The organism is Arthrobacter pascens, from assembly GCF_030815585.1.
GTDB lineage: Bacteria > Actinomycetota > Actinomycetes > Actinomycetales > Micrococcaceae > Arthrobacter > Arthrobacter pascens_A.
Map to the genome: position 1 here is coordinate 2064649 of NZ_JAUSWY010000001.1, position 20193 is coordinate 2084841.

Here is a 20193-nt window from a genome sequence, read left to right on the forward strand (position 1 = left end):
CTGGGGAGGTATCTCATCGAAGCATCGCTTTCGGGTGGCGGGGCAGCATACAAGTTCCACACACCACAGCAATTGTCCAAGGAGTGTCTATGTCAGGAAACAGAGCAGTCGCCTACAAGGAACCCGGTGTCGTCGAGATCATCAATACCGACTACCCGACGTTCGAGCTCAAGGATGGACCCGGCGTCAATCCAGCCAACATTGGCCGGAAGGTGCCACACGGTGTAGTCCTCCGCACTGTGACGACCAACATCTGCGGCTCGGACCAGCACATGGTGCGCGGCCGCACCACGGCCCCCCAAAACCTGGTCCTGGGCCACGAAATCACCGGCGAGGTGATTGAAGTTGGTCCCGACGTGGAATTCATCAAGGTCGGCGACATCGTTTCGGTGCCGTTCAACATCTCCTGTGGCCGATGCCGGAACTGCAAGGAACGCAAGACCGGTATCTGCCTGAACGTCAACCCCGACCGGCCCGGCAGCGCCTACGGCTACGTAGACATGGGCGGCTGGGTCGGCGGACAGGCAGAATACGTGCTGGTCCCCTACGCGGACTGGAACCTGCTGAAGTTCCCGGATCGGGACCAGGCCCTGGAGAAGATCATGGACCTGACCATGCTCTCGGACATCTTCCCCACCGGATTCCACGGAGCAGTTACGGCGGGAGTGGGCGTCGGATCCACCGTTTACGTCGCTGGCGCCGGCCCCGTTGGCCTGGCTGCCGCCGTCGGTGCCCAACTGCTTGGCGCCGCCGTCGTGATTGTCGCCGATATGAACGAGGACCGCCTGGCACAGGCCCGGTCCTTCGGATGCGAAACGGTGAATGTCTCCAAAGGTGACCCCAAGGACCAGATTGAGCAGATCCTTGGGGTGCCGGAAGTTGATTGCGGCGTGGACGCCGTCGGCTTCGAAGCCCGCGGACACGGCAAAGACGCCTCGCACGAAGCCCCGGCCACCGTGCTGAACTCCCTCATGGACATCACCGCCGCTGGCGGTGCCCTGGGCATCCCAGGTCTGTACGTGACGGGTGACCCAGGCGGAATCGACGAGGCAGCCCAGCACGGATCCCTCTCGCTGTCGCTGGGCACTGGATGGGCAAAGTCCTTGTCCTTCACCACCGGCCAGTGCCCGGTGATGAAGTACAACCGCCAGCTGATGATGGCGATCCTGCACGACAAGGTTCAGATCGCCAAGGCCGTCAACGCCAAGGCAATCTCGCTCGAAGATGCCCCGCGCGGCTATGCGGAATTCGACGCCGGCGCAGCAACCAAGTTCGTTCTGAACCCGAACGGATACGTCAAGGCCTAGCAGGCAACAGCGGACAACCGGGAACTGTAAAGCGCGCACCACGCGGGTGCCTTCCTTACAGTTCCCGGTCCGCACCCCAGCGCATCAAGACCGTCAGAAAAGGGGCCACAATGATCGCCCAGGAAATCGCTACCGGCGGTCGCGGTTCAGAAATGTCCCATACCTGGCACGGGGCCCGACACCCGGCCCCCACCTGGTCTGAAGCCCGCCAATTTGCCTTTGATTGCGCAACCCCGCTTCTGCCTGTGTGCCTCCCCTTAGCATCGGCATCCGGCCGCACACTGACCCGCGACGTCGCCGCAGTGCAGAACCTCCCCCATTACTCTTCCTCTGCCATGGACGGCTGGGCCGTCAACGGCAGCGGCCCATGGATCCTTTCCAGACAGGGACGCACCTTGTCGCGGGATGAAGCCACCACGATTGCCACCGGTGGACTGGTACCCCGCGGCGCCCAATCGATCCTCCGCAAAGAAAGCGGCCAGATCACTCGCGGCCCTGAGGGCAACCTCCTTCTGGCGCTCGACCAACACGCGAAGCACGGCGAACCACGACCCGGTCAGCACATCCGACATGCGGGCGAAGAAGCCTCGGCGGGTGAAGTGCTGATCCCGGCAGGCACACTACTGAACCCCGCCCACCTTGCCCTCGCTGCCATGGCTGGCTACGACGAACTGCAGGTCCAGGCCCAGCCAGTGGTCGCGATCGTACTTACTGGTTCCGAAGTGCTGACGGCCGGTGTTCCCGGGCCGGGGCAGGTCAGGGACACGTTCGGTCCGCAACTGGGCACGGTCATTTCAATCTTGGGGGGCACCCCCGGAAACCCCCTTAGAATTGACGACTCCTACGACGAATGGATCACGGCCCTCGGAAATTCTGAGGCGCTCCCTGGACAGCAACCGGACCTGACCATAACCACTGGCGGAACGGGCCGTTCCGGCACAGACCATCTCCGCGCTGCCGTGGCCGCGCTCGGCGGGCGGCTGCTGCTGGACGGCGTCGCCATGCGCCCCGGCCACCCCGCCGTCCTGGCCGAACTCCCAGATGGTCGCTTCGTCGTCGGACTTCCTGGCAACCCGCTGGCCGCCATGATGTCCTTCACCACGCTGGTTGAGCCGCTGCTGGCGGCACTCGGAAACAGGCCCTTGAACGCAGTTGGACACGTGACGTCCGGCGCCGACGTTGATCCGGACCCGGGCCGTACGCGTCTCATTCCCTGCAAGTTTATCCACGGGCTGGCATTCCCCACCTCACGTTCCGGGCCCGGCATGATGCGTGGTCTGGCCTGGGCCGACGGCGTCATGGCCGTTCCCCCGGAAGGCGTCCAGTCCGGTGAGCCGGTTCCTGTGCTCCCCCTCCCTTGGACGCAGTCACACGAGACCATCGTTTCCGCAAACAACCGAGCACGGAGCGCAGCATGGCACGCATGACCCAGCGTCGGAAGATTCACCGTTTCCACCTGGACGATTCGGGCACCGAATATCCGGTGCGGATAAAGGAAGACGTACTGGCTGCTGAGGAGCCACAGCCTGAATGCCTACGCCGGACGCGAAAGGTTGGCCCGCCCCGCACAAGGTGAGCAGCGAGGAAAACCATGCCCGGCTTTAGCTGAATAATGCGAAACCGTGACGGCGGGCAGTCCAGAACAGAATGAGCTTCCCGGCTGACCCACCGCACATTGTCGCCCGGAGAGGCACCCCACTTCGGGGTGCCTCTCCCTTTGCTTGGTTAAAGGCCTTGTGAAGGTCCGCGCCAGACTCGGTCTAGGATGAGAAACGATAAGGGAGCAGGCCAGGCGGGGCCATCGGGACCCAGCCCCCTTCGTGGACAAAGACTCGAGGCATAATGGCCAATCGCAACAATCCGGACTTCGACAAGGACGCAGATGCACAAGGTGGAGGCGTCCAATCAGTGGACCGTGCACTCCACATCCTGGAGATCCTGGCCCGGGAGGGTGACGCCGGCGTCAGCGAAATTGCCGAGGAAATGGGCGTCCACAAGTCCACGGTTTCCAGGCTGATGGGGTCTTTGGTTGGTCGAGACCTAGTCCGCCAGAACAATGAACGAGGAAAGTATCAGCTGGGCTTTGGTATCCTCCGGCTGGCAACGTCCATTCCCGGCAGGCTGAGCGTAGTGCACGAGGCCAGGGACGTCCTGGAGAGCCTCGCAGCGAAATACAAGGAAACGGTGAACCTGGCCGTCCTGCGATCGAACTACGCAGTCAACGTGGATCAGGCCATGGGGCCCTCTACGCTAGCGACCTACGACTGGGTGGGCAGCCTGACGCCACTGCATGCCACATCCAGCGGCAAAGTGCTGCTGGCAGCCCTCACGGTTGACGAAAGGGATCAGCTGCTCAAGAGAGTTGGGCTCCCTGCACGTACGCCCCGCACGATAACGAACCGGACGGAACTGGAGACTCAGCTGCTGGACGTCTCCCGGCAGGGCTACGCGGTGGTCCACGAGGAGTTCGAAATCGGCCTGACAGCCGTCGCAGTTCCCATCTATAACCACCTGGGGAATGTCATCGCCGCGGTAAGTATTTCCGGTCCTGCGTTCCGGTTCACTCCGGAAGACCATCCCGGACTCATGGAAGGCCTCCGCGAAGCGGGCCTGACCATCAGCGCGAAGATGGGCTACAGACGCCGATAAGCCCGGCAGCGGGGCCGCGCTTATCGGCGGCAGTTGGGCCGGCGTTAGGAAGCAGGGACGACGTCGCCCACTTTTCCTTGACCCAGTCGTGGAAGGCGCCGATGTGGTGCTCGCTGGGGACCAGCACGCCTCCCTTGGCGTAGATCTTCGATCCCATGGCCGGCTGGCAACGCTCGCAGGCGTCGAAGTCCTGCTTGTTCACACCGTGGAACAGCTCCACGGGGGCCTGTCGTACGGACGGTGCTGTTCATCAGCCAATGATGACAAGGCGTCCGGCAAACCCTTGAGCGTGGGCTGCCTGGCTGCAGAAAGTCCAGCCAAGGATGCTCCTAAGATCGCAAGCCTCTGCATACTTTTCCTCTTCATAATGCTTCTTGCGCAACCAAAATCGTTATATGCAACAGGGTGACGCAGCCCCACGCTTCGCGTAAAGGAACTGAAATCAGTGAAAAACCTTGACATTCGTTATATCGAGGGCGCAATCTGTTGCTTAGGGCGAATCCAGTTGACCACTACGGAACGACCCACCAAACTCCGCGACAGCGCGAACCTCATCCCTAGACCTAAAGAGGTGCACCATGCACAAAGCCTGCCCCCTCAGTGAACTCGCTCCCGGGCAGGCACTACGGCTTGACACCGCTCCGCCAATCGCTGTCTTCCACACTGAAGACGGCGAGCTCTTCGCCATCGACGACACATGCGCACCGAGATGCCTCTCTGGCCGACGGCTACGAGGATTGCTGGGTTGAGTGCCCCTTGCACGCATCCAGGTTCACCTCCGTACCGGAGCATTGGATGCGCCGCCGGCCAAGCTGCCGGTACGCACTCACGACCTGCAAATTGTCGAAGGCAACATCATGGTCATCGAATCGGACGAAGCCCCCAACCTTCCGCCCGGTCTAACCGCCGAAGGCCATGTCTAAACACCAGCCCATGACCCGCCGAGCAAAGGACCCGCTCATGGCTACAAATAATGACCTTAAACCCCTCATGCCCGAGGAGTTGCCTGCCGAGACCGACTTGGCAGAGACTCCGCTTAGCGACGAACCCGGACGTACGGAGAACAACGACGTCATCAGTGTGTCTGAGAAAGAAACAAACCCATCTGTCCTCGACCCGGAGGACGGAGGCGCAGCCACCTTGCCTGATGCCGAAGAATACGAGCAGATCCTAGAAGAGCTGCGCCATGCCAAGACCGAGCAAGCCGTTTCGAAACGCAGGAACCGCAAGCTCACCCTCGACAAAGTCACCTTCGGGATCACTGGCGCCATCGCCGTCGCCTTTGTGATCTGGGGCTTCACTGGGCGTGACAGCCTGTCAGAAACCTCCACGACTGCCCTGAACTGGGTAATGCAGTACACCGGCTGGCTCTTCATGGTTCTCGCCTCTCTATTCGTCGTCTTCGTCTTGTGGCTGGCCCTGGGCAAGTTCGGCAATATCCCGCTGGGCAAGGACGGTGAAAAACCCGAGTTCCGCACCGTCTCCTGGGTATCCATGATGTTCGCCGCAGGCATGGGCATCGGACTCATGTTCTACGGCGTGGCCGAACCGCTCTACCACTACATCTCGCCGCCGCCCGGCACCGTGGACGGCCGCACTCCCGCAGCCATCCAGACCGCCATGGCAACCTCCATCTTCCACTGGACGCTGCACCCATGGGCCATGTATGCAGTTGTCGGCATCGCAATGGCCTACGGCACGTACCGCTTGGGCCGCAGGCAATTGGTCTCCGAGGCCTTCACCTCGCTGTTCGGCAGGAGAATGGTCGAAGGGCCAGTCGGAAAGTTCATCAATATCCTCGCGATCTTCGCCACTCTCTTCGGCACCGCCGCCTCCCTGGGCTTGGGCGCCCTCCAGATCGGCAGCGGCCTGACCTCCAACGGCTGGCTCGGGGAAATCGGCACGCCCGTGCTCGTGGCAATCGTTGCCATCCTGACGGCCTGCTTCGTGGCCTCCGCGGTGTCCGGCATCAGCCGCGGCATCCAGTGGCTCTCCAACATCAACATGGTCCTGGCCGTTATCCTGGCCCTCATCGTTTTCGTCGCCGGCCCCACCCTGTTTATCCTCAACCTGATCCCCTCTGCTGTCGGTGACTACGCCCGGGACCTGGCCGAAATGTCCTCCCGGACGGAAGCCGTGGGCGACGAGGCTCTTCGCAGCTGGATGTCCGGCTGGACCATCTTCTACTGGGCCTGGTGGGTGTCATGGACACCGTTCGTGGGCATGTTCATCGCCCGCATCAGCCGCGGGCGTACCATCCGCCAGTTCGTCACCGGCGTCCTGCTGGTGCCCAGCATCGTCAGCGTGATCTGGTTCAGCATCTTCGGCGGAAGCGCCTTCCATGTCCAGCAGGAAGCCGACAAGTCAAACAGCCCGGGGCTGGTCACCATGACAGACGGAAGCCCGTCCATCAACTTCGACGGAGCTCTGTTCGACCTCGTCAAGAACCTGTCCATGCCCGCTTGGCTGATCGCAGCCGTCATCGTCCTTGCCATGGTCCTGGTCGCGATCTTCTTCGTCACTGGTGCAGACGCAGCCTCCATCGTGATGGGATCGCTCAGTTCCAACGGCGCCGAAGAGCCGCGCCGGGGCGTGGTCATTTTCTGGGGCACCCTCACCGGAGCAGTCGCGGCAGTCATGTTGCTGGCAGGCGGCGACGAACCTTCGGAAGCCTTAGCCGGCTTGCAACGAATCACCATCGTCGCAGCGCTACCGTTTGTAGTCGTCATGCTCTTGCTCTGCTTTGCCCTCGCTAAGGACCTGCGCCGCGATCCGCTCTCCCTGCGCCGGCGCCTTGCAACGTCCGTAGTGGAGCGGGCGATACGCACCGGCGTGGAGCAGCACGGCGGCGTTCAATTCGACCTCGTGACCAGGCACGAATGCGCCGAAACGTGTTCGGATTCGGACACCTGCCCTGGCGACAGTTCCGACACTAAGCCGGACCCCAGGTAGCCAGAGGTTCTGGCCCTGGCGCCGAAGCGCCAGGGCCAGAACCTCCACCATCAACTTCCTTTCCCGTGTCCCCACAACGATGTGGCACGAACGATGCACCCTCTTCCCAACAATCAGCAAAGGGTTATCCAGAGATGTCCGATCCTCAACATCAGGAACAAGTTCTCAAAGTGTCTACCAAAGGCGAGAACCCAGTGGTTCTCAAACTGGAGGCATCCAGTCCAGTGACCGTCCGGCTGCAGGTGGATGTCGATTGCACGTGCGGCACCGGGACCAGCAACCGTCCAGGCTCATACGTAGACAGCGACCTCGGTATCCGCTGACTGCGGTTGCGAGCAGCGCCCCGCATGAGTCAGGCGGCCGCCAGGTCGAACCGATCCAGACTCATGACCTTGTCCCACGCCCGGACGAAGTGGCGGACAAAGTCCTCCTTCGCGTCGTCGCACGCGTAGACCTCGGCAATCGCGCGCAGCTGGGAGTTGGCGCCAAAAACGAGGTCGACGGCGGTGGCCGTCCACTTCAGTTCGCCCGTGGCCCGATCACGACCCTCGTAGACGTTCTCCAACGACTCGGAGGCCTTCCACTCCGTCCTCATGTCGAGCAGGTTCACGTAGAAGTCATTGGTCAACGCCCCGGACCGGTCGGTGAGGACGCCATGTTCGGACCGCCCGAAGTCGGCCTTCAGTGCACGCATCCCGCCGACGAGGACCGTCATCTCGGGCGCGGTCAGGTTCAGCATGAACGCCCGATCCACCAGCAGCGTTTCGGGCGGTAGCTTCTGCCCCGCACGGACGTAGTTGCGGAACCCATCCGCTGCGGGTTCGAGAACATCGAACGCCTCCACGTCTGTCTGCTCCTGTGAGGCGTCGGTGCGCCCGGGCGCGAAGGGTACCGAGACTTCGAACCCGGCGTTCTTCGCCGCCTGCTCGACGGCCGTGCACCCGCCCAGGACAATCACGTCGGCCAGGGAGACCTTCTTTCCGTCCGACAGGGAACTGTTGAAGTCTTGCTGGGTCCGCTCGAGGGTCTCCAGCACCTTGGCCAGCTCTGTCGGGTCGTTGACCTCCCAGTCCTTCTGCGGCGCAAGGCGAATCCGGGCCCCGTTCGCCCCGCCCCGCTTGTCCGTGCCACGGAAACTGGCCGCCGCTGCCCAGGCAGTGGAGGCCAGTTGGGAGATGGACAGCCCAGTGGCGAGGATCCTGGCCCGGAGGGCCGCGATGTCCTCCTCTCCGATCAACTCATGGTCGACGGCGGAAACAGGGTCCTGCCATGGCTGCGGCTCCGGAACCCACGGACCCAGGTAGCGCGTCACCGGGCCCATGTCGCGGTGCAGCAGTTTGTACCAGGCCTTGGCGAACGCGTCGGCGAGTTCGTCCGGATTCTCGTAGAAGCGCCTCGAAATCGGCCCGTAAATCCGGTCCAGCCTCAGAGCCAGGTCCGTGGTCAGCATCATGGGCTCGTGCCGCTTCGACGAGTCATGAGCATCCGGCACGGTTCCTTGGGCCTCCGGGTTCTTGGGCTTGAACTGCTTCGCTCCGGCGGGGCTCTCTGTGAGTTCCCAGTCGTACTTGAACAGGTTCTCGAAGAATCCGTTGTCCCACTTCGTCGGCTGGTTGGTCCAGGCGCCCTCCAGCCCGCTCGTGAGCGTGTGCGGGCCACTGCCGGTGCCGAAGCTGTTCTTCCAGCCGAGGCCCTGCTGCTCGAGCGTGGCAGCCTCGGGTTCGGGACCGAGGTTCTCCACGCTGACAGCGCCGTGGGTCTTGCCGAACGTGTGGCCACCGGCGATCAGCGCGACCGTCTCCTCGTCGTTCATGGCCATCCGGCGGAATGTCTCGCGGATGTCATGGGCGGCAGCCAGCGGATCCGGGTTGCCTCGCGGGCCCTCGGGATTCACGTAGATGAGCCCCATCTGGACGGAGGCGAGAGGACTGGTGAACTCCCCTGGCCCGCTGTAGCGCTCGTCTCCCATCCATGTATCCTCCGGGCCCCAGAAAATCTGCTCAGGCTCCCAGATGTCCTCCCGCCCAAAACCGAAGCCGAACGACTTGAACCCCATCGATTCCATGGCGACGTTGCCGGCGAAGACGATCAGGTCGGCCATCGAGATCTTTCGGCCGTACTTCTGCTTGATTGGCCACAGCAGGCGGCGTGCCTTGTCGAGGCTCGCATTGTCGGGCCAACTGTTGAGAGGAGCGAAGCGCTGCGCACCGCTGCCGCCACCGCCGCGGCCGTCCTCGATGCGGTAGGTGCCCGCCGCGTGCCACGACATCCGGATGAACAGTGGTCCGTAATGGCCGTAGTCCGCGGGCCACCAGTCCTGTGAGGTCGTCATCACCTCGATGAGGTCCTGCTTCAGCGCCTGGAGGTCGAGGGCATTGAACTCCTCTGCGTAGTTGAAATCCTCGCCCATCGGGTTGGCCTGGGGCGAGTGCTGATGGAGAACCTCCAGGTTGAGCTGGTTGGGCCACCAATCCTGGTTCGTCCTGGGCCGACTCCGCTTCGGAGTTGGAGCAGGAATTACTGGGTTTTCGCTTTCACTGCCATGTTCAGACACGTCAGTCTCCTCCTGTGCCGCTAGTCGCTTCCAATCGCTAGCACCATTGCAATCAATATGACGACAGCCAGCCACAACATCTCCGGCTTGGTCATGGGTCCTTGGTACTGGCCATGCTCCACTTTCCCGCTCCAGCTTTGGCGGTGCAAGGGTGGGCTGGCAGAGTCAGGGAATGGTCATTTCATTTCCGCTCCGGTCTGGCACGCGGCGGCGAGATATGGCGCTGTCCGGCTTTCCTTGGAACGCGCTACGACGGCTGGCGTCCCTGCGGCGATGATCTCGCCGCCGGCGTCGCCACCGGCGGGCCCCAGATCGATCACCCAGTCAGCCGCGGCCACCACATCCATCTCGTGTTCAACCACAATTACGGTGTTTCCGGCGTCGACGAGCCGGTGCAGCTGCGCCATCAGAAGCTGGACGTCCGCCGGGTGCAATCCCGTGGTGGGTTCATCCAGCAGATAGAGAGTATGGCCGCTCTGTGGGCGCTGCAGTTCGGTGGCGAGCTTGATGCGCTGGGCTTCGCCGCCGGAGAGCTCCGTGGCGGGCTGACCAAGCCGCAGGTAGCCCAGACCCACTTCGCGCAGGGTCCGGAGGCTGCGCAAGGCGGCAGGCACACTGGACAGAAATTCGGCCGCGGCGTTCACCGTCATGCCCAGAACTTCGGCGACGTTCCGGCCGCGGTAGGTGACCTCCAGTGTTTCGGGGTTGAACCGCGAGCCGTCGCATTCGGGGCAGGGCCCGTAGCTGCCGGGCAGGAACAACAGTTCGACAGCCACGAACCCTTCCCCCTGGCAGGTCTCGCAGCGGCCGCCTGCAACATTGAAAGAAAACCGTCCGGCGCCGAAGCCCCGGGCACGGGCCTCATCCGTGGACGCGAATTCCTTCCGGACGGCGTCGAAGAGTCCTGTATAAGTCGCAAGATTGGAGCGCGGAGTGCGGCCGATCGGCTTCTGGTCAACCTTCACCAGCCGGTCCAGCTGATCCAGCCCGGAGACGCACCCAATGCCAGATGGCCTGGCGGGGTCAGCGGCTGCGGCGTCCTGGCCGTCCACCGTCGGCTTCTTCGGGGCGTCAGCCTGCGGATGCAGCCGGGCGCCGACCACCTCGGCGAGAACCTGGCTGACCAAGGTCGACTTGCCCGAGCCTGATACGCCGGTGACGGCCGTCAGCACGCCCAGCGGAAAGTCGGCGTCGAGCCCGCGAAGGTTATGCCGGCTGATGTCCCGCAGTTCCAGCCAGCCCGCCGCTTCCCGGCGGACACCGCCACGCGCGACGCCGTCGGCCGTGCCGCCGTCGGCTGTCCAGCCGGAACCGCCGGAACTGTCAGGGAACAGGAACGGCCTCGTCACGGAAGCACGGACCTCAGCGATGCCGCCTACCGGGCCGCTGTAAAGCACCTCGCCTCCTCCTTCACCGGCGTGCGGACCCACGTCCACAAGCCAGTCGGCGCGGCGGACCACATCCATGTTGTGCTCCACCACGAACACGGAGTTGCCGGAGGACTTGAGCTGGTCCAGGACTGCGAGCAGGGGTTCGGCGTCGGCGGGGTGCAGGCCGGCCGAGGGCTCGTCGAGAACGTAGATTACGCCGAACAGCCCGGAACGGAGCTGGGTGGCGATCCGGAGGCGCTGCATCTCCCCCGGCGAGAGCGTAGGGGTGGAGCGGCCCAGGGCGAGATAACCCAGCCCCAGGTCCAGGAGCACCGTGACTCGCGACAGCAGATCCCGGGTAATGGCGACCGCCACCTCGTTGCCTTCACCGGAGGACTGCTTGCGCGAGGCGGTGAGAGCTGCCGTCAGCTCTGTGGTGGGCCGGATGATTTCAGCCAGTTCGGTCATTGGCACAGAGTTGAGTTCGGCGATCGTCCTGCCGGCGAAGGTGACGGCGAGGGCGTCCGGCCGGAGCCCGCTGCCGCCACACCGCGGGCACGGTCCGGTCTTCATATAGCGCAGCACGCGATCGCGCATCGTGGCGCTTTTGGAGTCGGCCAGGGTGTGCAGCACATAGCTCCTGGCGCTCCAGAACCGGCCTTTATATGGCTTGGCGACGCGGTCCCGCTCCGGCGTCACTTCCACCACGGGCTGCTCTTCGGTGAAAAGGATCCAGTCGCGGTCCTTCCTGGACAACTTCCGCCAGGGGGTTTCGACGTCGTAGCCGAGGTGGCTGAGGATGTCGCGCAGGTTCTTGCCCTGCCAGGCGCCCGGCCAGGCGGCGATGGCGCCGTCGCGGATGCTGAGCGAGGGATCGGGGACCAGCGTGGCTTCGCTGACGGTGTGCGCGACGCCCAAGCCATGGCATTCCGGGCAGGCGCCTGCCGCGGTGTTCGGGGAGAAGGCGTCCGAGTCCAGTTGGTTGGCGCCCGCCGGATAGCTTCCGGCACGCGAGAGGAGCATGCGCAGCGAGTTGGACAGCGTTGTGACGGTGCCGACAGTGGAACGCGCCGTGGCCGTTCCCCGGCGCTGTTGAAGCGCGACGGCGGGAGGCAAGCCCGTGATCTGCTCCACTTTGGGGTTGTGCCCCTGCTGGATGAGCCGGCGGGCGTAAGGCGCGACGGATTCAAAGTATCGGCGCTGGGCTTCGGCATAGATGGTGCCGAAAGCCAGCGACGACTTGCCCGAGCCCGATACGCCGGTGAATGCCACAATGGCGTCGCGAGGCACGTCCACATCCACATTGCGCAGATTGTTTTCCCGGGCGCCGCGGACCCGGACGAAGCCGTCTATGGCAAGGTCGGGACCCAGCCTGCGCAGGGACAGCGCCGGTAGTTCGGAAACATTCTGTTCACTGTGCATCAATCCGACTCTATCTGTGACCACGCTCCCGGGCATTGTCCCCGCCGGATGGAAGCGACCGCCCTGAAGCCGCACACTGAACTAAAGGGAGCGGCCCGCCCGGGCGTTTCCCCGGGCGGGCACTCGGGTTGACGGCGAAAGTCAGTTCGCCTCTGCGCCGACTGCGGCACCGACTGCGGCGCCGTCTGCCGCGCCGGCGAGCTGGAGCCAGGTATCCACGACGGTGTCGGGGTTCAAGGAGACGGAATCGATGCCTTCCTCGACCAGCCACTCGGCGAAGTCAGCGTGGTCGCTGGGCCCCTGGCCGCAGATGCCGACATACTTACCGCGCGCCTTGCACGCCTTAATGGCCATGCTCAGGAGTTTCTTGACGGCGGGATCGCGTTCATCGAAGCCGCCCGAGACAATCGCGGAATCGCGGTCCAGGCCCAGGGCCAGCTGGGTCATGTCATTGGAGCCGATGGAGAATCCGTCGAAGTAGTCCAGGAATTCGTCGGCGAGCAGCGCGTTGGACGGAATCTCACACATCATGATCACCTCGAGGCCGTTCTCGCCGCGGGTGAGGCCGTTCTCGGCCAGCAGCTCGATGACGCCACGTGCCTCGTCCAGCGTCCGCACAAACGGGATCATCAGCTTGACGTTGGTCAGCCCCATCTCGTTGCGGACGAAGGACAGGGCCTCGCACTCGAGGTCAAAGCAGTCCCGGAAGGACGGCTCCAGGTAGCGTGAGGCGCCGCGGAAGCCGATCATCGGGTTCTCTTCATGCGGCTCGTAGGCGGGTCCGCCAATCAGGTTGGCGTACTCGTTGGACTTGAAGTCGGACATACGCACAATCACCGGTTCCGGCGCGAACGCCGCCGCGATGGTGGACACCCCTTCTGCCAGGCGCTTGATGTAGTAGTCGCGCGGGCCGTCGTACGAGGCAATCCGTTCCCGGATCTCCGCGGCCACGTCCGCCGGCTGCTCATCCAGGTTCAGGAGTGCCTTGGGGTGGATGCCGATCTGGCGGTTGATGATGAATTCCAGCCGGGCCAGGCCAACTCCATGGTTGGGCAGCTGCGCGAAGGTGAACGCCTGCTCCGGCGTACCGACATTCATCATGACCTTGACCGGGGCCTCGGGCAGCTGGGTGATCTCGGTTTCCTCGACGCTGAAGTCCAGGAGCCCTTCGTAGATCACGCCGGTCTCACCGTCGGCACAGGAGACTGTCACCTCGAGGCCGTCGGAGAGGGCGTCCGTGGCGTCCCCGGTGCCGACGACGGCGGGAATCCCCAGTTCGCGGGCAATGATGGCCGCGTGGCAGGTGCGTCCGCCGCGGTTGGTGACGATCGCGGAGGCACGCTTCATGATCGGTTCCCAATCCGGGTCGGTCATGTCGGCGACGAGGACGTCGCCGGTTTTGAAGGCGGCCATCTGGTCGATCGCGGTGAGGATGCGGACGCTGCCGGCACCGATGCGCTGGCCGATGGCGCGGCCCTCGACCAGCACCCGGCCGGTCCCGTTGAGGCGGAAACGGCTCAGGCTGCCGGAGGCACGGCGGGACTGCACGGTCTCCGGGCGCGCCTGCAAGATGTACAGGCCGCCGTCGATCCCGTCCTTGCCCCATTCGATGTCCATCGGGCGGCCATAGTGGTTCTCGATGGCAACGGCATGCCGGGCGAGCTGCTCGACGTCGTCGTCGCTGAGGCTGAAGCGGTTCCGCAACGGGGCCTCAACCGGTACGAAGTCGATGGTGCGGCCGATCTCGCGGCTGCTCGTGTAAGTCATCTGGAGGGCTTTCTCGCCCAGTCCGCGCTTGAGGATGGCTGGGCGGCCAGCCAGCAGCGCGGGTTTGTAGACGTAAAACTCGTCCGGGTTCACCGCGCCCTGGACGACGGCCTCGCCGAGGCCGTAGGAGGACGTGACGAACACTGCGTCCTGGAACCCGGACTCCGTGTCCATGGTGAACATGACACCGGAGGCTCCGACGTCGGAACGGACCATCCGCTGTATGCCAGCCGAGAGTGCCACCTCAGCGTGTTCGAACTTGTGGTGCACGCGGTAGGCGATGGCCCGGTCGTTGTAGAGCGACGCGAACACGTCCTTGATGGCGAGCAGGATGTTTTCGATGCCGCGGACGTTCAGGAAGGTTTCTTGCTGCCCGGCGAAGGAGGCGTCGGGAAGGTCTTCCGCCGTTGCGCTGGAACGGACAGCCCAAGAGAGGTCCTCGGAGCCCCCGTGTTTGTCCACGAGTTGGCGGTAGGAGTTCCGGATCTGCGATTCGAAGTCCGGCAGGAAGGGTGTCTCGCGCATGAGGGTGCGAATCTCCTGGCCGGCCGAGGCGAGGGCTGTCACGTCGTCGGTGTCCAGGCCGACCAGCCGGTCGGCGATCTTCTGGTCCAGGCCCGAGTCTGCAAGGAAGGTGCGGTAGGCGTCGGCTGTCGTGGCGAAGCCGTCAGGGACCTGGACGCCGGCAGAGGTCAGATTCTGCACCATCTCTCCGAGGGACGCGTTCTTTCCGCCCACCTGGTCCAGGTCCTTGAGTCCGAGTTCTGAGAACCACAGAATGTCTGTTGTCATAGTTGCTGCTCCTTTGCAGATGATGGCATGCAGATGTGCCGCCCGCTCGCGGCGGTAGCCGGTTGGTGGGGCGCGAATCCTGTCCACCCTGACAGGTCTTGAGCGCTCTTTCCACATGATGTGCGCCACACCGGGTTTGTGAAACTTTTCCCTAATGTTTGAGGTTCATGCGCTGCAGGATGGTCGCAGCCATTTCCTCCACGGACACCGTGGCCGAATTCAGGTAGGGAATCCGGTGGGAGACATACAACTGCTCGGCGCTGCGCAACTCGAAACCGCACTGGCGCAGCGACGCATAGGGCGAGCCGCGGCGCCGTTCGGTCCGGATTTGGCTCAGTCGCAGGGGGTTGGAGGAGAGGCCAAAACACTTTTCAACGAAAGGCCTCAGCGGCTTGGGGAGCCCCTCCCGCGCGAAGTCCTCGTCCACCAGCGGGAAGTTCGCGGCGAAGATTCCGTGTTGCAGCGCCAGATACATGGTTGTGGGTGTTTTTCCGCAGCGGGACGGCGCCACCAGGATGACCTGCGCCTTTTCCAGCGCTCGCAGGCTCTGTCCGTCGTCGTGTTCCATGGCGTATTCGACGGCGGCCATCCGGGACTGATACCTCTCTGCATTGCCCAGGCCATGGGCCCTGCCGGGTTCGCCGCTTGCCGGCGAGCCGAGGGCCTGCTCCAGCTGTCCGACATGCGTCCCGATGAGATCGACGATGATCCCCTGGCACATGGCCAAGGCCTGGCGGATGTCGCTGCTGACAGCGGTGGAAAAGACGATCGGCCGCGGGCCGGTGGCGGCCAGTTTGTCGATGGTACGGACCACGGTCCTGGCCTGTTCGACGGTCGTGATGAAGGGGACCGTGATGCGGTCATAGTTATTTGCGGGGAACTGCGTCAACAAGGTGTTGCCGAGCGTTTCCGCCGTGATGCCGGTGCTGTCCGAAAGGAAGTAGACAGGCCGAAGATCGTCATTGGTCATGAACGCATTCTCCACCACTGTTGGAGGGGCCAGCAGATCGAACGGCTACCGGTTACCCAAAGCCGCTGCCGCCGCTAGGAACGGCACCCGTCATTTCAGCAGGGCAACGTCTGAGACGAGGTCAATATGCTCCAGCATCGCCGCTGCCGCGGCCTCGGGATTCTGGAGCCGGATGGCGTCGGCGATCCTCCGGTGCGAGGCCAGTGACTGTTCCGGCCTGCCCGGCTGCCCGGGCGATTCGAGTCGGGTTTCCAAGCCGGCAAGGTGCGGACCCTTGACGAGGTCTATGCCTGGGAACAGGTCCACTCGTGCTGGATCCGGGTTCCTACATGAGTTGGGACACCACAATGGTGGACCCGAACCCCGGTCCCGAGTACCGTCACGAGCTGGCGGCCGCCCGCGAAAAGAGCGGCGTTGACGAGTCTGTCCTGACCGGCGAAGGCCTGATCCGCGCCGCCGGGTTGCAGCCATCGTTAGTGAGTTCCGTTTCCTGGCCGGCTCCATCGGGCTGGCCGCCGCGGAACGCATCGTGAACGCCGTCAAGCGGGCAACCAGGGAGGGCCGGGCGCACCGCCAGGCCGGGCTCCCGTACCTGGTCTACGTGCGCCATCCCACCACCGGCGGCGTGATGGCGTCGTGGGGGTCGCTTGGGCACATAACCGTCGCCGAACCCGGCGAGCCCTGCTCGGATTCCTGGGGCCCGCGTCTATGAGGCGCTGTACGGCAGCCCCTTTCCGGACTGCGTCCAGGTGGCCGAGAACCTCTTCGACAAGGGGCTCGTGGACGCCGTAGTCCCGCCCTGGCAGCTATCCGACGTCATCGACCGTGCGCTGAGCATTCTGGTCGCCGGCCCTGATCCGAGGGTCCGTCCGCGGCGCACCCTCGCCGTGAAACCGTCTGACGCCGGGGCCTGGGAATCGATAGAAATTCCCGTAACCCGCTGCGCCCGGACCTGGGCCAGCTGCTCGCCTACGGCGCCCGGGACGTGCTGCCGCTCAATGGCACCGGCCAGGGGGAAAAGGACCCCGGCCTGCTACTGGCGATGGCCCGCTTCGGCCAGAAGTCCTGCATGGTAATCGGCCACACTAGGCCGCGGCCCTTACAGCAGACGGCGATGGGGCCGGCGTCGCTCGGTGAGGCGCGCCGCGGCATGCGGCTGGCAGAGGAGCTCGGGCTGCCGCTGCTGACCGTGATCGACTCCGGCGTCGGGCGAAACAGTTCGCCCTAGCGGTACAGCCGCACGACGGCAAGTTCCCTGATGCTTGCCTTTTCCTGCCCAAGAATTTCACTGGAGCTATGGAAAACCAAGGGAAGACTTGATCCGGCTGCGGCATGGTTAACCCAGCAGCACACCAGCGGGGCCAACCCCCTGGCGCAGACGGCAACAAGCGATTTGCGCGGAGCAGGAAGAGACATGAGTCAAGCACCAACCCTGGACGTAGCGACCGACGTCGGCGGTAGAATCACTGATCACCGAGGCAGCTTGATATGAAGCGGATAGCAGCCCCTCGGGCCGTTGGCTGTCCCTCGCGCGCAGGCACGGAGGTCAACCTGCCGGGCGGAATCAGTTGCCCCGCGACCGGGCGGTGGACTCCATCGGCCGTTCCGCAGACATGGACCTGCGGCAACTGGATTGAAGATGGAGGCCAAATCTGGCCCGACTGCCGGGACTGAAAGCTACCTTCATTAATCTTTGTACAGCGGGAAGTACCTATGAGATCTCCAGGCTTTGCATCTGCGCCGATTTTGACAAACCATACGCCGTGCCAGGCAGCAGGGTTTGCCCGCGCTCGCAGGTCTGGGTCTCCCCCTGCAGCCGGTACGCAGTCCGTGGGAATTCTTGTTCAAGTCATGTCGGCCGGTGCACACCGGCCGGATCAGCGGGAACCGCATACAGGAGGTGCACACGCATCAATCAAAGATTCCGCCCTCGGCCAGTGTCACTCCAGTGCAGGCCTGGCCTTCAGTACCGCACCGGCAAGCGGCGCCCTGAATCTCCCAGGCCTCCAGGGGACAGAATGTGGCTCGCCATCATCTGGTACCTGGCCGACCTGCTGGACTCGGCCGAGGCGCTCGGCTATCGGCTATCGGCCCCCGCGGCGTCCACCGCCCCGAGCCGGCCATACTCCTGACGACCCCATAGGCAATAGCCGTCCGCCATCAATCTGGTATCGGCGGGGTGGCTTCCCGCACGGACGCCTCGACGACCTGACCGCTAGTGCCGACAAAGGAACCACCAGGACAGCGTCCTCGCCCGCGACCTGCTGACCCGCTACGCCACCGGACCGGCCCTGCACCTGGAAACTACATGCCGTGCCTACACGAGGCTCCTGGCAATCGAAAAGCGCGTCTCCCGCGACTCTGAAACTGCGACCGCAAAGCCGCCGCAACGAACGCAGTCAAGATCCGGCTCCGCCGCCCACCAGGGCGGGCTGGTGTCCCGCTTCGAGCTTGGGCCGTTCGAACTTTCAGCGGCCAACGCAGGCGGGGTCGGGATTCAGCCGACTGCGAGGATGAGGTAGAGGGCGGTGAGGACCAGTGCGGTGGGCGTCATGATGAGGCGCTCCGGTTTGCTGCGGGAGATCCCGTTCATGACCACACCGAGGGCAAAATACGCCGTCAGCACCCACATGGAGATTGAAGTGACACTCTCGCTGACTAACGGAGGAACCAAGGCGGCTTTAGCCACCGCTGCGTACGCGAACAAAGCGTAAAGGACGATGGACACAGCACTGCCGACCTTCAGCCCGGCCGGCAGGACATCGTGCCGTCCGCCCCAAGCCATCCTCCCAAGTGATGCGCCGCCAATAAGAGCGCCCTGAAAGACGGCAAGACCGGCCAGAACCGTGCAGGCGGCCACAGCGGCAAACTGTTCCAACATCATAAGAATCCCATCTTCCTGTCCATCGAAAAGGTCTCCATGACCAGCCCACGCGTCACAGGAACAGCTGTATCAGCACAAGACGAACATTACGGTTAAGGAGTGTGGACAATGTCCGCACTCCCTTCCTTGGCCGGTTCCTCGCTGAAAACATGTCCATCTCCGTCAGGATGGCGATCGCTGCCGAAATCGGGCTGCGGTCCTGGCCCAGTTTCGGGGAACGGAATCTTAGCCAGCGACCCCTCCCGGCCATCTAAATGTCATCTTCAGAAGCCGGCAACAGAAGCCATGGTGCTCCGCGTTCGTGTTCGTCCGCCACACTTGGCCGGTGCGTACATTTGGTGTTGAAGAAGAATTCATGATTTTAGATCCTGCCAGCGGCACTCCTTTGCCGCTGGCAGGGCAACTGCTGCGTCTACATGGTCCTGGCGCCCGGGGCGGGAACCACTCCGCGCGCCGGCCAACGCTGGCGGCGGAGCTGCAGCAGGAACAGCTCGAAGTCATCACCCGCCCGCACAGCAGCCTGGAGGCACTGGCCGCCGAGATCCGTGCCGGCCGGACCTATGCCGACTCATTGGCCCGGATGGCGGGCGCAAGGATCGCGGCACTGGCCACCTCCCCGCTGCCCGTTACGCCCCACGCCACGCGCACAGGCCGCTACGACGTGCTGCAGGAAAAGTTTGCGCTGACGGCCCGGGAGCAGCTGACCTGTGGATTCCATGTCCACGTCTCCGTCGACTCCGATGAGGAAGGCGTCGCCGTCGTTGACCGGATCAGGCCATGGCTGCCGACCCTGACTGCATTGAGCTCGAATTCACCGTTCTGGAACGGCACAGACAGCGGCTACGCCAGCTTCCGGACCCAGGCGTGGAACCGGTGGTCCTCCGCCGGGCCGACAGACATCTTCGGATCCGCCCAGGCCTATCATGCGTTGGTAGCGGACCTTGCCGGCACCGGCGTCGTTAACAGCCCGGATTTTGATGCCCGCCTCTCCGCCAACCATCCCACCGTGGAGGTCCGGGTGGCCGATGTTTGCCTTGAATCCAGGGACGCGGTCCTTGTCGCGGCCCTGGTCCGGGCACTGGCTGATACCGCCGCCCGGGAGTGGGAGTCAGGACTGCAGCCGGACCGTGTTCCCGCAACAATACTGCGCCAAGGTGCGTGGCGTGCGAGCCGGTCCGGAGTGCACGCTGAGCTGCTCCACCCGGTGACACACCGACCGGCCACCGCAGGAACCGTCGTGGCCACATTCCTCGAACATGTCCGGGACTCCCTGGACGATGCTGGGGACACCGGCTACGTTGAGGAGTCGCTGGTGAGGATCCTTCGCCAGGGCACGGGTTCCACCCGCCAGCGGCAGGCCATGGAACGCGGCGGATTGGCTCACGTAGTGGCCGACGCCACCAGCCTCACGCAACAGGAACCCGCAGGGAACCGCCAGGAATTAGTCTCCGCCTCCTGCTGACCGTCCCAATACGAACTCCGGGTGAATTTTGCGTTTGCGCCGGAACGTGTTGGAACGCCGCTGG

12 protein-coding genes and 3 pseudogenes are annotated in these 20193 nt (G+C 64.0%); 8 read left to right on the forward strand and 7 right to left on the reverse strand.

Translation table 11 applies throughout. The features are described 5' to 3' along the window. Positions 1-89: 89 nt before the first annotated feature. The 4 genes and pseudogenes from fdhA (at position 90) to QFZ30_RS09675 (ending at position 3956) form a co-directional block, all read left to right on the forward strand. A complete protein-coding gene (gene fdhA, locus QFZ30_RS09660; protein WP_307075659.1) occupies positions 90-1307 on the forward strand; it encodes a formaldehyde dehydrogenase, glutathione-independent in 1218 nt (405 codons plus the stop codon). Between the two features lie 110 nt (positions 1308-1417). Further along, positions 1418-2734, forward strand: a complete 1317-nt coding sequence (locus QFZ30_RS09665) for a molybdopterin molybdotransferase MoeA (RefSeq protein WP_373462831.1) — start codon at positions 1418-1420, stop codon at positions 2732-2734. After that, positions 2722-2829: pseudogene (locus QFZ30_RS09670) on the forward strand (formate dehydrogenase accessory sulfurtransferase FdhD); the annotation flags it as partial. The gene QFZ30_RS09665 and the pseudogene QFZ30_RS09670, both read left to right, overlap by 13 nt. 320 nt (positions 2830-3149) lie before the next feature. Further along, positions 3150-3956, forward strand: a complete 807-nt coding sequence (locus tag QFZ30_RS09675; protein WP_307075661.1) for an IclR family transcriptional regulator — start codon at positions 3150-3152, stop codon at positions 3954-3956. Here the strand turns inward: QFZ30_RS09675 and QFZ30_RS09680 are convergent. Continuing rightward, positions 3925-4158, reverse strand: a complete 234-nt coding sequence (locus tag QFZ30_RS09680; RefSeq protein WP_307075662.1) for an SRPBCC family protein — start codon at positions 4156-4158, stop codon at positions 3925-3927. The two genes, QFZ30_RS09675 and QFZ30_RS09680, sit on opposite strands and share 32 nt — an antisense overlap. 547 nt (positions 4159-4705) lie before the next feature. On the opposite strand from QFZ30_RS09680, the gene QFZ30_RS21965 reads away from it, so the two are divergent. Next, entirely contained in the window at positions 4706-4879 is a 174-nt protein-coding gene (locus QFZ30_RS21965) for a hypothetical protein (protein WP_373462832.1), read from the forward strand. A gap of 37 nt (positions 4880-4916) precedes the next feature. Then, complete coding sequence (locus QFZ30_RS09690; RefSeq protein WP_307075664.1) at positions 4917-6908, forward strand: BCCT family transporter; 1992 nt, start codon at positions 4917-4919, stop codon at positions 6906-6908. Positions 6909-7260: 352 nt separating this feature from the next. Here the strand turns inward: QFZ30_RS09690 and katG are convergent, their stop codons facing one another. The 5 genes and pseudogenes from katG to QFZ30_RS09715 form a co-directional block, all read right to left on the reverse strand. Beyond that, positions 7261-9462, reverse strand: coding sequence for a catalase/peroxidase HPI (gene katG, locus QFZ30_RS09695; RefSeq protein ID WP_307075666.1), 2202 nt, complete (start codon positions 9460-9462; stop codon positions 7261-7263). Positions 9463-9638: 176 nt separating this feature from the next. Next, positions 9639-12254: an excinuclease ABC subunit UvrA gene (locus tag QFZ30_RS09700; protein ID WP_307075668.1), complete on the reverse strand. Its 2616-nt coding sequence runs from the start codon at positions 12252-12254 to the stop codon at positions 9639-9641. Positions 12255-12395: 141 nt separating this feature from the next. Next, on the reverse strand, positions 12396-14813 hold the full coding sequence (ppsA, locus tag QFZ30_RS09705) for a phosphoenolpyruvate synthase (RefSeq protein WP_307075670.1): 2418 nt from the start codon (positions 14811-14813) through the stop codon (positions 12396-12398). A 151-nt stretch (positions 14814-14964) separates the two neighbouring features. Further along, the gene (locus QFZ30_RS09710; RefSeq protein WP_307075672.1) at positions 14965-15783 is read right to left on the reverse strand and encodes a pyruvate, water dikinase regulatory protein; all 819 of its coding nucleotides are present in this window, start codon (positions 15781-15783) and stop codon (positions 14965-14967) included. A gap of 90 nt (positions 15784-15873) precedes the next feature. Beyond that, positions 15874-16038 (reverse strand): annotated as a pseudogene (locus tag QFZ30_RS09715) (FCD domain-containing protein); the annotation flags it as partial. Positions 16039-16112: 74 nt separating this feature from the next. Here QFZ30_RS09715 and QFZ30_RS09720 point away from each other — a divergent pair. After that, positions 16113-16984 (forward strand): annotated as a pseudogene (locus QFZ30_RS09720) (acetyl-CoA carboxyl transferase); the annotation flags it as partial. Positions 16985-18280: 1296 nt separating this feature from the next. Here QFZ30_RS09720 and QFZ30_RS09725 read toward each other — a convergent pair. Further along, entirely contained in the window at positions 18281-18667 is a 387-nt protein-coding gene (locus tag QFZ30_RS09725) for a hypothetical protein (RefSeq protein ID WP_307075674.1), read from the reverse strand. Between the two features lie 325 nt (positions 18668-18992). Between QFZ30_RS09725 and QFZ30_RS09730 the strand changes: the two genes are divergently transcribed. After that, positions 18993-20129 (forward strand): glutamate--cysteine ligase, encoded by a 1137-nt coding sequence (locus QFZ30_RS09730; protein ID WP_307075676.1) that lies wholly within the window; start codon positions 18993-18995, stop codon positions 20127-20129. The last annotated feature ends 64 nt before the right edge of the window (positions 20130-20193 follow it).

What these genes read in the sequence shown, in the direction of transcription:
- fdhA (WP_307075659.1), top strand. Translation starts at nt 90, where the DNA reads ATGTCAGGAAACAGAGCAGTCGCCTACAAGGAACCCGGTGTCGTCGAG.
- QFZ30_RS09665 (WP_373462831.1), top strand. Translation starts at nt 1,418, where the DNA reads ATGATCGCCCAGGAAATCGCTACCGGCGGTCGCGGTTCAGAAATGTCC.
- QFZ30_RS09675 (WP_307075661.1), top strand. Translation starts at nt 3,150, where the DNA reads ATGGCCAATCGCAACAATCCGGACTTCGACAAGGACGCAGATGCACAA.
- QFZ30_RS09690 (WP_307075664.1), top strand. Translation starts at nt 4,917, where the DNA reads ATGGCTACAAATAATGACCTTAAACCCCTCATGCCCGAGGAGTTGCCT.
- QFZ30_RS09700 (WP_307075668.1), bottom strand. Translation starts at nt 12,254, where the DNA reads ATGCACAGTGAACAGAATGTTTCCGAACTACCGGCGCTGTCCCTGCGC.
- ppsA (WP_307075670.1), bottom strand. Translation starts at nt 14,813, where the DNA reads ATGACAACAGACATTCTGTGGTTCTCAGAACTCGGACTCAAGGACCTG.
- QFZ30_RS09710 (WP_307075672.1), bottom strand. Translation starts at nt 15,783, where the DNA reads ATGACCAATGACGATCTTCGGCCTGTCTACTTCCTTTCGGACAGCACC.
- QFZ30_RS09725 (WP_307075674.1), bottom strand. Translation starts at nt 18,667, where the DNA reads ATGATGTTGGAACAGTTTGCCGCTGTGGCCGCCTGCACGGTTCTGGCC.